The organism is Paraburkholderia sp. XV, assembly GCF_020177535.1.
GTDB classification, from domain to species: Bacteria; Pseudomonadota; Gammaproteobacteria; order Burkholderiales; family Burkholderiaceae; genus Paraburkholderia; species Paraburkholderia caribensis.
The window spans coordinates 1-11,568 of sequence record NZ_JAGUUD010000180.1; the positions used below are offsets into that span (position 1 = coordinate 1).

Consider the following 11,568-nt stretch of genomic DNA (forward strand, 5'->3'; position numbering starts at 1 on the left):
CCCCGCACAGGGGCGACGCTTGAAGCACGCTAACGTAACGCGGATGCCAGCGAAAAAGCAAAAAATCAAAACCAAAAACAAAAACCAAAAGCAAAACCAAAAGCAAAAACCATCACCCCACCTCAGCCCAGTCGGGCACCGACTCCACCCCCTCTTTAACTACCTTAGTCACCACATAAGTAAAATACCTCTCAATCCCCACCTCCTCGGTGAGCAGCGAATCAATAAACCGCTGATAGTGATCAATATCCCGCGCCACCACGTGCAAAAAATAATCCACCCCACCGCCAGTAGCATGGCACTGCACAACTTCCTCCGCCCGCCCAACCCGTTCCTCGAACCGCCGCATATCATTCGCCGTATGCCGCGCCAGCGTCACTTCAACAATAATCCGGCTACCCTTAAATGCCTTAGCCCAATCAACATCCGTCCGATAACCACGAATCAAGCCACTCTCTTCCAGCCGCCGCACCCGCTCCCACGCAGGCGAGATCGACAAATTCACTTCCTCAGCGAGCCGCGACTTCGTAATACGCCCATCTCGCGCAAGAATGCGAAGAATCGCAAGATCGTAGCGGTCGAGTTTCATACGCGAATACCACGCTCGACGACATCGGCAACCACGGCCACCGTATCGCCAATCCGCACGAGCCCCGGAAAATGCCGCGCAGCAAGCAAGCCGCCGCGTCGCGCACGATACTCGACAGCCTTCGCACCCGTCCGCGTCATATCGTGAACCCGCGCGATCACTTCGCCCGCTTCGACGCTTTCTCCCAGGTCCTTGCACATTTCCAGCAACCCATCGTGCTCGCAAGTCGTATAGCAAGTACCGTCCGGCATATCGAGCAAAGTAGTCGTGCGCTGCGCCGTATGGTCGCCGTCATGCAATGACAACACACCCGCATTCGCAAGAAAGCCCCGCACGCCGCGCTCGGCGACGGCCACGCTCGACACCGTCGCGGTGCCGCCGCCGCCCAGTTCAGTCGATACAAATACCTTGCCCGCTTCTTCGACAGCCGTGTCGAACAGGCCAACGCTATCCAGTTCCAGCATCCGCATCGAATACGGCGCGCCGAATGCGCGCATCGCCGCTTCGCAACGCGCCTGCTGCTTCGCATCCGCCAACACGTGCACGGCGGCGAACGGCACGAAATCAAGCGTGCGGCCGCCCGCGTGCAGGTCGAGCACATAGTCCGCGAGCGGCAGCAGATAGCGCTGAAAGTAGTCGGCAATCTTCTCGGTCACGCTGCCATCCGGCTTGCCCGGAAAGCTTCGGTTGAGGTTGCCCCGATCGATGGGCGACGTACGGCTGCCCGCGCGAAACGCCGGATAGTTCATGAACGGCACGACGACCACGCGCCCCGTCACATCGCTCGCCTTCAGCGTCGATGCGAGCTTCGACAGCACGATAGGACCTTCGTACTCGTCGCCATGATTGCCGCCCGTCAGCAACGCGGTCGGCCCGTCGCCATTGCGGATCACCGTGATGGGAATCATCACGGCGCCCCACGCGGATGCATCGTGCGAATGCGGCAACTTCAGAAAGCCGTGCTGTTCGCCGTAGGCCTCGAAATCGATCGTCGCGGATATGGGTGAAGCCCGCATTGCCCTACTCCTTGACGAACAGCTTGCGCGGCGTGTTGCAGAAGGTCTCGACGCCCGACCCGGTAATCAGGATGCTTTCCGTGATTTCGAGTCCCCAGTCGTCGAGCCACAGGCCCGGCATGAAATGAAACGTCATGCCGGGTTCGAGGACGGTCTTGTCCCCCGGACGCAGGCTCATCGTCCGCTCGCCCCAATCGGGCGGATAGCTCGCGCCAATGGGATAACCGCACCGGCTGTTCTTCTCGATGCCCGATTTGCGCAGCACCGCAAAGAACGCGTTCGCGATGTCCTCGCAGGTGTTGCCGGGCTTCGCGGCAGCAAGGCCCATTTCGATGCCTTCGACAACCGCCTTTTCCGCATCGATGAAATGCTTCGGCGGCTTGCCGAGATAGACGGTGCGCGACTGCGGACAGTGATAACGCTTGAAGCAGCCGGCAATTTCGAAGAACGTGCCTGCGTTGTTTTCAAACGGCGAATCGTCCCAGGTGAGATGCGGCGCGGCGGCATCGGCGCCTGTCGGCAGCAGCGGCACGATCGCGGGATAGTCGCCCCCATATCCGTCGACGCCCGTGATCCCCGCCGAATAGATCTGCGCAACGAGATCACTCTTGCGCATGCCCGGTTCGATCTGCTCGACGATCCGCGCATGCATCTTCTCGACGATGCGCGCAGCAATGCGCATGTACTCGATCTCGCGCGGCGACTTTACAGCGCGCTGCCAGTTGACGAGCGCCGTCGCATCGCGCCATGTCGCATTGGGCAGATTGCGCTGCAACGACGCAAATGCGGCCGCGCTGAAATAGTAGTTGTCCATTTCGACGCCGATGCGGCGCGCCTGCCAGCCGCGCGCCTCGATCACTTCGCGCGCGAGATAGTCCATCGGATGACGCTCGGGAGACTGCACGTAGTGGTCCGGATAGCCGACGATGTTCTCCCGCTTCATGAACACCGTGCGCAGCGCGCCGTTCGCATCCTGTCCCCGCCCGTACCAGACGGGCTCGCCGTCCAGCGCGAGCAGCACGCACTGATGCACATAGAACGACCAGCCGTCGTAGCCGGTGAGCCATCCCATGTTGGTCGGGTCCGTCACGATCAGCAGATCGATCTGGGCCTTCTCCATTGCCCGGCGCGTCTTCGCGATGCGTGCGTCGTACTCGCTGCGATCGAATGGCAGGCGGACCATTGGTGCCGCCTGCTCGACATCGTCCCGCTCCAGTTGAGGTGTGTCTGACATGGTCTCCTCTCAGCGCTTCATGTCGTTGCGGAAAAGGGTGCCTGCATTGGCCGCGCGCGCACGCGCGACGGCGAGCGTCGCGATGGCCGTGTCCTGCGCGCCCGTGCCCGTGAGGTCGCACAACGTGATGTCGCTGTCGCGCGTGCGGCCCTGGGCCTGTCCTGCGATGATCTCTCCGAGTTCCGCATGCGGTGCGGCCGCATCGACGGCGCCCGCTTCAATGGCGTGATGAAGTTCGCCGAGCACACGCGTCTGCGTGACGCGGTCGCACACATAGCGCGCCGCCACCAGGGCTTGCGGTGCGATTTCGTTCTTGTGTTCCGCATCCGAGCCCATGGCCGTGATGTGCAGACCCGGATGCAGATCGGCCGCATGAACCAGCGGCTCGGTGGTGGGCGTCGTCGTGATCGCGATGTCCGCTTTGGCGAGCGCATCATGCACGTCGCGCGCCACTTCGCACGCGATACGCAATTGCCCGGACATGTCGGCTGCAAACTGCTCGGCGTTCGCGCGATTACGCGCCCATACCGTTACGCGCTCGACCTTGCGCACCATCGCGAGCGCCTGCAATTGCAGACGCGCCTGTTCGCCCGCACCGATCACTGCGACATTCGGCGCGTGCTGTTTCGCCAGCCAGCGCGCTGCAACAGCGCCCGCGGCAGCCGTACGCACGGCCGTCAGATAGCCGTTATCGAGCAGCACCGCTTCCGTCAATCCCGTTTTAGCGGACAGCACGAGCATCAGTCCATTGAGGCTCGGCAGTCCGAGCTTCGGGTTGTCGAAGAAACCGGGGCTGACCTTGATCGCGAAGCTGTCGAAGCGCGGCAGATAGGCCGTCTTCACATCGACTTCGCCGCGATGCTCGGGCAGATCGAGCCGCAGGATCGGCGGCATCGCGACGGCTTCCGTCGCGAGCGACAGAAACGCGGACTCGATCTGATCGATAGCGGCGAGATCGAGCGGCACGAGTTCCCTGAGTTGCGCTTCGCCTAGCAGGGTAATAGCTGTCATCCGTCACTCCGTATCAGGCTGCACCGACAATGCGGCGATGCTGGTTCATGTCGATGTTGGCGCCCGTCACGATCAGCACGATCGGGCCGCGTGCAAGCGGCGCATTGCCGGGACGCCTGGCGAGCAGCGCGGCGATGCCGACAGCGGCAGCGCCTTCGAGCACCAGATGTTCGACTTCATAGGCGTGCACGATGCCGCGCGCAATCGACGCCTCGTCGAGCAATACGATCTCGTCGATCAGTTTGCGTGTCAGTGAAAACGTGTGCTGGTTGTCGAGCCCGATGCCGCCGCCCAGAGAATCCGCGAGCGTCTCCAGTTCATCGACGGGCACGGGCTTGCCTGCTGCGAGGCTCGCGTGCATCGCGGCGCCGCGCGCCATCGTCACGCCCGTCATGCGCACGCTGGGCGCGATCTGCTTCGCGGCGAACGCAACCCCTGAAAAGAGTCCGCCGCCCGACAGCGGCACCACGATATGCCCGACGTCAGGCAAGATTTCCGCGATCTCTACGCCGATGGTCGCCTGCCCGGCGATCACGTCGAGATGATCGAACGGCGGCACGTAGGCGTAACCTTCTTCGCGCACGAGGCGTTGCGCTTCATGTTGTGCATCGTCCTGACTCCTGCCGACGATGTGCGCCTGCGCGCCCAGCGCGCGCACGGCCTCGACCTTGTTCGACGGCACCAACGACGACATGCACACGGCCGCCTCGATTCCCAGCGCGCGCGCTGCGTGCGCGACGGCCCGCCCATGATTGCCTGTCGATGCCGTGACCACGCGCGTGCAACCCGTTTCGGCAAGGCGCACGAGTGCGTTCGTCGCGCCGCGCAGCTTGAAGCTGCCTGTCGGCTGCACGGATTCGAGTTTCAGATAAACGGGAGCGTTCGTAACGGCCGACAAGGCAGGCGATTCGACCAGCGGCGTGCGCAGCACGCGCCCTTCGATACGTCGGCGTGCGACATAGACATCGGCAAGCGAAAGTACGGACATTGACGGCCCTTGCACCTGTTCACGACCGCTGTAGTACGCATCGCAGGGATTCGATGCGGGCCACAGCGGACTCAGTGCGGCCAGTCTAATGTTCTAAATATTGTTTTCTATTGTCCTGGTACATTTTCGTTTTGCCCGTTCGCATGCAATGACGCATTCAGCCAAAGTCATGCACCTGCGGGTATTGCTCGAACACGTCACGCATCGTTTCGAGCGCTTCCTGATAGAGCTCGTCGCTCACTTCCGCGCCCACGCACAAGCGCACGGCGTTGGGCCGGTCCGCGCCGCGCACGAGAAACGGATCGGGCGACGTCACGGCAATACTCCGGTTGCGCAGCTCGCGCACGAGCCGGTCCGCCTGCCAGTGATCGGGCACGCGCAGCCATACCGACAAGCCTTGCGGATGCGAGCCGAGCACATATGGGCCGAGTACTTTTTGCGCGATCGCCTGCCGGATCGCCAACCGCCCGCGCTGCATCTCGACGAGCCGCGCGGCCGTGCCGTCGTTGATCCAGCGGGTCGCTACTTCCGCCATCGGCGAGGTCGCCATCCAGCTGCTCACGCGCAACACGCTCTCGGCGCGCAGCGCGAGCCGGCGCGGCGTGGTCAGATAGCCGATGCGCAAGCCAGCTAGCACGGACTTCGACATGCTCGTGCAGTAGAACGACAGGTCCGGAATATGACTCGAAATGGGCGCGGGACGCGACATGGGCAACGGTCCATACACGTCGTCCTCGATCACGAACACGCCGTAGCGCTCAGCGATCCGCGCAATCGACCGGCGTCGCGACTCGGGCATCATCGCGACGGTGGGATTGTTCAGCGTGGGTGTGCAGACGAGCGCCGTGATGCGCTCGCTGTCGCACATCTCTTCGAAATGCTCGGGGTGAATGCCGTACTCGTCGATCTCCAGCCCTTTCAACGTAAAGCCCAGCACATTCGCGGAGCCGATTACGCCATGGTCGGTCAGGCTTTCGCATAGCACCGTATCGCCGGGACCGACCAGCGACGCGAGCGCGAGAAAGATGCCGTGCGCCGCGCCATTGGTGACGAGCATCGTGTCCATCGAAGCGGGCATGCCCATCGTCTGCAGCCACGCAATACCCGCCTGCCGATGATGCTCGAAGCCCGCAATCGGCCTGAATGCGCGAATCCACGGCTGGTCTTCTATCTTCGACAGCGTCGCGCACACCTTGCGCCACATCGCGTCGTGCTCGGGCGTATGGATGATGCGTGCGATCGAAAAGTCGATGACGGAACGCTCCGCCGTATCGAGCATATAGTTCGACATCGTTTCCGTGACGCGCTCGGCGACGAAGCTGCCCCGCCCGACCTCGCAACGGATCAGCCCTTGCCGCTCCAGTTCCTTGTACGCATTCGTCACGGTCTGCACGCTGATCGACAGCTCCGACGCGACGTCGCGCTGCGGCGGCAGACGCGCGCCCGCGCGCAGCGACTCGCTTTCGATATCGATCGCAATCGCCTTCACCAGCCGCTTGTATTTCGACTCGACGCCATGCACCGCGCCAACCGCTTCCCGCCATTGCTCGATCACCTGCCGACTCCCGTTCCATGCAAAGCCGCGCATGCAGCGCGCTCCACACCATGCATAGTGCGACAAAAGCGGTGCTGAAAATTATTGTCCTAGAGCAATCGGAACAAAAAAATGGCTTTGTATGCTGCGTTCATGGGTCGCATCGCAGCACATGTCGAACGCGCCGGAATCCTTGCCACATCGGGTTTTCCCGCGCTTCGGGCATGCACCGCACTGCGTCATTTATCACTCTCTTTTCGCCCTCATACGGAATCGCCATGAAATCGAAGCGCACGTCAGTCATGCTCGGCGCCCTCTGCCTCGCGGCAGCGAGCCTCGCCATGCACACCCAGTTCGCGTCGGCTGAAACGACGTTGCAGCGCATCCAGCGCACCGGCGAGGTGCGCATCGGCTATGCGAACGAGGCGCCGTTCGCCTACACGCAGCCCGACGGCAAGGTGACGGGCGAGTCGCCGGAAATCTCGCGCAAGATCTTCGAGAAGCTCGGCGTGAAGAAAGTCGATGCCGTGCTGACGGAGTGGGGCTCGCTGATTCCAGGCCTGCGCGCCGGCCGCTTCGACGTCATCGCTGCGGGCATGTACATCACGCCCGAGCGTTGCAAGCAGGTTGCGTTCGCCGATCCGCAGTATCAGATCCAGGACACGCTGCTGGTGATGAAAGGCAACCCGAAGAATCTGCACAGCTATGGCGACGTCGCGAAGCAGCCGGACCTCAAGCTCGCGGTCATGGCGGGCGCCGTCGAAGTCGCCAATTCGCGCGACGCGGGCGTCAAGGACGCGCAACTGCTGCAGGTGCCTGACACGACAGCGCAACTGCAGGCAGTGCGCACGCGCCGCGCCGACGCCGCAGCGGGCACCGCGCTGACGATGAAGGGACTTGCATCGAAAGATGCGGGCCAGGTCGAAACCGTCTCGTTCTTCAAGGACGATCCGAACCATACGGGCTATGGCGCGCTGGCGTTCCGGCCGGAAGACACCGACCTGCGCGATGCCGTGAACAAGCAACTGCATCAATGGCTCGGCACCCCCGATCATCTCGCGACGGTCGGACCCTTCGGCTTCGACAAAACGAATCTGACCACGAAGACAGCCGCGCAAATCTGCGGCCAGTGATTCGACGCAATGGGGACGCAGGGTCAATGCGTCTCCATTGCGAGGCAAGCGATGTCATGCGCCGCGATGCAATACGCCGGCGGCGCAATCGGGATCGCGCACGCCTGGGAGGCACCGAGATTGCTTCCAGCATTCAATCCCGCGCACATCCATGCGCCATCATGCAAGCGAGGCAACCGCCATGCGTGAACTGTTTCCCCTGCTGCTGCAAGGCACGCTCGTCACTATCCAGATCGCCGCGCTCGGCACGCTGCTCGCGATCGCCATGGCCTTCGTCGCTACGGCTGCAAAGCTTGCGCCATGGGCGCCCGTGCGCTGGCTCGGCAACGTCTATGTCGAAGTTTTTCGCGGCACGTCGCTGCTCGTGCAGTTGTTCTGGTTCTTCTTCGTGCTGCCGCTGCCGCCGTTCAGAATCGAGCTGACGCCTTTCACGGTGGCCATCGTCGGGCTTGGTCTGCACTACGGCGCATACGGCTCCGAGATTCTGCGCGGCGCGCTGCGCTCGGTGCCGGGCGGCCAGTTCGAAGCGGCCGTCGCGCTGAACATGTCGGCCTTCGCGCGCATGCGCCGCATTATCCTGCCGCAGGCGATGATCAACGCATTGCCGCCCGCGACCAACCTGATGATCGAGTTGTTGAAGGGCACCTCGCTCGTCTCGCTGATCACGCTGTCGGATCTCACGTTCCGCGCGCGCCAGCTCGACGAAGCAACGTTCAAGACCGCCGAAATCTTTTGCCTCACGCTCGTCATCTACTTCGTGCTCGCGCAACTGCTTGTCGCGTTGATGCGTCATTTCGAGCGGCGCGTGAGCCACGGCATCATCGCTCACACTTCGCGTCAGATCACGCAAAAGGCGGCGTCATGAATCACTTTTTCGATCTGCAGTACGCGGCGCATATCCTGCCCGACCTCGCACGCGCATCCGTCTACACGATCCTGATTACGCTGGTCGGCTTTGCGATTGCGCTCGTGCTCGGCCTCGTGCTTGCAATCCTGCGGCGCAGCCCGATCAGGCTGGTGTCGCGCACGGTCGGATTCGTCGTCGAGTTCATCCGCAGCACGCCGCTGCTGATCCAGGTCTACGTGCTGTTCTATGTGCTGCCGGCTTACGGCATCACGATGTCCGCGCTCACGGCTGGCACGATCGGCATCGCGCTGCATTACGCGTGCTACACGTCCGAGGTCTATCGCGCGGGTTTGAATGGCGTCGCGCGCGGCCAGTGGGAAGCAGCTTGTGCGTTGTCGCTGTCGCCATGGCGCACGTATGGCGGCGTGATTCTGCCGCAGGCAGTGCGGCCCATCATTCCCGCGCTCGGCAATTACCTCGTCGCGATGTTCAAGGACACGCCCGTGCTATCGGCCATCACTGTGGTCGAACTGATGCAGCAGGCGAAGAACGTCGGCTCGGAAACGTTCCGTTATCTGGAGCCGATCACGCTCGCGGGACTGTTCTTCCTCGTCATCAGTGTGACGTTCGCGCAACTCGTGCGGCAGCTGGAAATTCGCCTGAGGCTGCCATGAAGACGCACGCAGACACCGACACCACTTTGCAGTCCGAGTCCCCCGTGATGGAGAAAGAGATGAAGCGAGACCCCGTTGCCGCGCTGAGCGAAACACCGAACGCGAACGGCGACCAGCCGATGGTCCGGTTCGCCGGCGTAACGAAGCGCTACGGCGCGCTCACCGTGCTCGACGAACTCGATCTGGAAATCGCGCCGAACGAGAAGGTGGCGATTATCGGCCCCAGCGGCTCGGGCAAGTCGACGCTATTGCGCGTGCTGATGACGCTCGATCCGCTGACGAGCGGCATGATCGAAGTGGACGGCGAGCCGCTCACCCACATGCGCAAGAACGGCGCGCTCGTGCCCGCCTCGCTTGCGCATCTGCGTCGCGTGCGCAGCAAGATCGGCATGGTGTTCCAGAGCTTCAACCTGTTCCCGCACATGACGGCGCTCGCCAATACGATCGAAGCGCCGATGCAGGTACTCGGCCTGTCGCGCAAGGAAGCAACGGAACGCGCGCGTGAGTTGCTTTCGCTAGTCGGTCTCGCCGACAAGTGCAATCACTATCCTTCGCAGTTGTCGGGTGGCCAGCAGCAGCGCGTGGCAATCGCACGCGCCCTGGCAATGCGCCCGAAGGTGATGCTGTTCGACGAAGTGACGTCCGCGCTCGATCCCGAGCTATGCGGCGAAGTGCTGAACGTGATCCGGCGGCTCGGCGAAGAACACAATCTGACGATGCTGATGGTCACGCACCAGATGGGTTTTGCGCGCGAATTCGCGGACCGTGTGTGCTTCTTCTCGCAAGGCAAGATCATCGAGCAGGGGCCGCCGCAGCAGTTCTTCACCTCGCCGCAGCACGAACGCACGCAGCAGTTCCTGCGCGCGGTTCGCGAAGCCGTCTAAAGCGTCTGGCGTCGAGGCGTGACGTTCCTGAATGCGCGCGTCACGTCACGCTTCCCCTCTTCCGCCGCGCGCGAGTTCTTCGCCGCTGTTGTGGGGCAGCTTCGCCGTCACGGGAATCGACGCGAGCGAGAACAGGCCGACCACCAGAAACGCGGGCCAGAAGTCGGTCCATACGATGGTCGAATGCCCTTGCACGTTGTGCGATATCTGCAGCACGATGCCCGCGATCGTCACCCCGAGACCGAGCGAAATCTGTTGCACCACGCTGGCGACACTCGTCGCGCGGCCCACGTCCCGGCTCGGAATATCCGCATACGCGAGCGAGTTCAGCGACGTGAATTGCAACGACGGAAACACGCCGCCGAATAACACGACGAACCAGATCACAGCGTGCGGCGTTCCGGGGCCGAACAGTCCATAGCTGGCGATCGCGCAGCCGGCCAGCACGGCGTTGAACATCAGTACGCGCCGGAAGCCGAAGCGCGCGAGCACCGACGACGCGATCGTCTTCATGAAGATCGAGCCGAACGCCGAAGCGCAGGTGATCGTGCCCGCCGCGAACGGCGTCATGCCGAGACCTTCCTGCAACGCGAGCGGCAACAGGAACGGCACGGCGCCCAGGCCGATCCGGAACAGCGAGCCGCCTGCGACGCTTGCGTGAAAACTCGGGATACGCAGCAATCTGAGATCGAGCACCGGCCGTTCGACACGGCTCGCGTAGCGCCAGTAGACGAGCAGCAGCACGGCGCCGAGCACGCACATTGCCGTCGATATGCGGTCCGACACCAGTTCGCCGCCGACCAGCGACAAGCCGAGCATGAACAGCGACGCGCCGCTCGCCGACAGGACGAAGCCGGTCCAGTCGAGCGGTCCGGGATGCGCTTCGCGCATGTTGGCGATGTGTCTGTTCGTGAGCCAGATGCCGAACAGACCGATGGGAATATTGACGATGAAGATCAGACGCCAATGCAGATACGTCGTGATGAAGCCGCCGAGCGGCGGCCCGACGACGGGCCCGAGCAGCGCGGGCACGGTCAGATAGTTGACGGCGCGGATGAAGTCCGACTTCGGCACGGAGCGGAAGATGATGATGCGGCCAACGGGCACCATCATCGCGCCGCCGATGCCCTGCACGAAACGCGCGGCGACGAAGAGCGGCAGGGTCGTCGATGCGGCGGCCATCAGCGAGCCGGCCATGAAGATGCCGATTGCAGTGCGGAATACGGAGCGTGGGCCGTAGCGGTCGGCTACCCAGCCGCAGACGGGGATGAACACGCCGAGGCCGATCACGTAGGCCGTGATTGCGAGTTTCAGGGTGATTGGGTCGTGGCCGAGGTCGCGTGCCAGTACAGGCAGGGATGTGACGAGGACCGTCGAGTCGACGTTTTCCATGAACATCGCGCAGGCGACGATTAGGGGCACGATGAAGGTGCCTATTGCCAGAGGCATGGGTTCGGGTTCGGGTTTGGGTTTTGTCTGCGACGCTGTTGAGGTTGGAGCTTGACGTTTGTTCGCTGCGCGAGTCGGGGTTGGGGGTGTCTTTCTGATTTGCTGATTTGCTGATTTGCTGTGCGCTGTCTACCGTTTGTGCTGGCATCCGCGAATTGTTAGCCTGCTTCAAGCGTCGCCCCTGTGCGGGGCGGCACCTACTTTTCTTT

At 62.8% G+C, this 11,568-nt stretch carries 11 protein-coding genes; 4 read left to right on the forward strand and 7 right to left on the reverse strand.

Annotated elements, in window-relative coordinates; all coding sequences use genetic code 11:
* Positions 1 to 112: 112 nt before the first annotated feature.
* The 6 genes from KFO72_RS39580 to KFO72_RS39605 form a co-directional block, all read right to left on the reverse strand.
* The gene (locus tag KFO72_RS39580; RefSeq protein WP_062917129.1) at positions 113 to 589 is read right to left on the reverse strand and encodes an Lrp/AsnC family transcriptional regulator; all 477 of its coding nucleotides are present in this window, start codon (positions 587 to 589) and stop codon (positions 113 to 115) included.
* Complete coding sequence (doeB, locus tag KFO72_RS39585) at positions 586 to 1,605, reverse strand: N(2)-acetyl-L-2,4-diaminobutanoate deacetylase DoeB (protein ID WP_225034346.1); 1,020 nt, start codon at positions 1,603 to 1,605, stop codon at positions 586 to 588. The genes KFO72_RS39580 and doeB overlap by 4 nt, the downstream gene beginning before the upstream one ends.
* 4 nt (positions 1,606 to 1,609) lie before the next feature.
* Entirely contained in the window at positions 1,610 to 2,839 is a 1,230-nt protein-coding gene (gene doeA / locus KFO72_RS39590; RefSeq protein WP_225034347.1) for an ectoine hydrolase DoeA, read from the reverse strand.
* A gap of 9 nt (positions 2,840 to 2,848) precedes the next feature.
* Positions 2,849 to 3,850, reverse strand: a complete 1,002-nt coding sequence (locus KFO72_RS39595) for a cyclodeaminase (RefSeq protein WP_225034348.1) — start codon at positions 3,848 to 3,850, stop codon at positions 2,849 to 2,851.
* Between the two features lie 13 nt (positions 3,851 to 3,863).
* Positions 3,864 to 4,838: a hydroxyectoine utilization dehydratase EutB gene (gene eutB / locus KFO72_RS39600; RefSeq protein ID WP_225034349.1), complete on the reverse strand. Its 975-nt coding sequence runs from the start codon at positions 4,836 to 4,838 to the stop codon at positions 3,864 to 3,866.
* 157 nt (positions 4,839 to 4,995) lie between these two features.
* Entirely contained in the window at positions 4,996 to 6,426 is a 1,431-nt protein-coding gene (locus KFO72_RS39605; protein WP_225034350.1) for a PLP-dependent aminotransferase family protein, read from the reverse strand.
* Positions 6,427 to 6,650: 224 nt separating this feature from the next.
* On the opposite strand from KFO72_RS39605, the gene ehuB reads away from it, so the two are divergent.
* From ehuB to ehuA, 4 genes are all read left to right on the forward strand, one after another.
* The gene (gene ehuB, locus KFO72_RS39610; RefSeq protein ID WP_103254584.1) at positions 6,651 to 7,505 is read left to right on the forward strand and encodes an ectoine/hydroxyectoine ABC transporter substrate-binding protein EhuB; all 855 of its coding nucleotides are present in this window, start codon (positions 6,651 to 6,653) and stop codon (positions 7,503 to 7,505) included.
* Positions 7,506 to 7,686: 181 nt separating this feature from the next.
* A complete protein-coding gene (ehuC, locus tag KFO72_RS39615; protein ID WP_054933574.1) occupies positions 7,687 to 8,370 on the forward strand; it encodes an ectoine/hydroxyectoine ABC transporter permease subunit EhuC in 684 nt (227 codons plus the stop codon).
* Entirely contained in the window at positions 8,367 to 9,026 is a 660-nt protein-coding gene (gene ehuD / locus KFO72_RS39620) for an ectoine/hydroxyectoine ABC transporter permease subunit EhuD (protein WP_062917133.1), read from the forward strand. Before ehuC ends, ehuD begins: the two co-directional genes overlap by 4 nt.
* A complete protein-coding gene (gene ehuA, locus KFO72_RS39625) occupies positions 9,023 to 9,910 on the forward strand; it encodes an ectoine/hydroxyectoine ABC transporter ATP-binding protein EhuA (protein ID WP_405083877.1) in 888 nt (295 codons plus the stop codon). Before ehuD ends, ehuA begins: the two co-directional genes overlap by 4 nt.
* Positions 9,911 to 9,955: 45 nt before the next feature.
* Here the strand turns inward: ehuA and KFO72_RS39630 are convergent, their stop codons facing one another.
* Complete coding sequence (locus tag KFO72_RS39630) at positions 9,956 to 11,359, reverse strand: MFS transporter (protein WP_224101818.1); 1,404 nt, start codon at positions 11,357 to 11,359, stop codon at positions 9,956 to 9,958.
* Positions 11,360 to 11,568 lie beyond the last annotated feature (209 nt).

Coding starts and splice junctions, on each gene's coding strand:
- KFO72_RS39580 (WP_062917129.1), bottom strand. CDS start 589: ATGAAACTCGACCGCTACGATCTTGCGATTCTTCGCATTCTTGCGCGA.
- doeB (WP_225034346.1), bottom strand. CDS start 1,605: ATGCGGGCTTCACCCATATCCGCGACGATCGATTTCGAGGCCTACGGC.
- doeA (WP_225034347.1), bottom strand. CDS start 2,839: ATGTCAGACACACCTCAACTGGAGCGGGACGATGTCGAGCAGGCGGCA.
- KFO72_RS39595 (WP_225034348.1), bottom strand. CDS start 3,850: ATGACAGCTATTACCCTGCTAGGCGAAGCGCAACTCAGGGAACTCGTG.
- eutB (WP_225034349.1), bottom strand. CDS start 4,838: ATGTCCGTACTTTCGCTTGCCGATGTCTATGTCGCACGCCGACGTATC.
- KFO72_RS39605 (WP_225034350.1), bottom strand. CDS start 6,426: ATGCGCGGCTTTGCATGGAACGGGAGTCGGCAGGTGATCGAGCAATGG.
- ehuB (WP_103254584.1), top strand. CDS start 6,651: ATGAAATCGAAGCGCACGTCAGTCATGCTCGGCGCCCTCTGCCTCGCG.
- ehuC (WP_054933574.1), top strand. CDS start 7,687: ATGCGTGAACTGTTTCCCCTGCTGCTGCAAGGCACGCTCGTCACTATC.
- ehuD (WP_062917133.1), top strand. CDS start 8,367: ATGAATCACTTTTTCGATCTGCAGTACGCGGCGCATATCCTGCCCGAC.
- ehuA (WP_405083877.1), top strand. CDS start 9,023: ATGAAGACGCACGCAGACACCGACACCACTTTGCAGTCCGAGTCCCCC.
- KFO72_RS39630 (WP_224101818.1), bottom strand. CDS start 11,359: ATGCCTCTGGCAATAGGCACCTTCATCGTGCCCCTAATCGTCGCCTGC.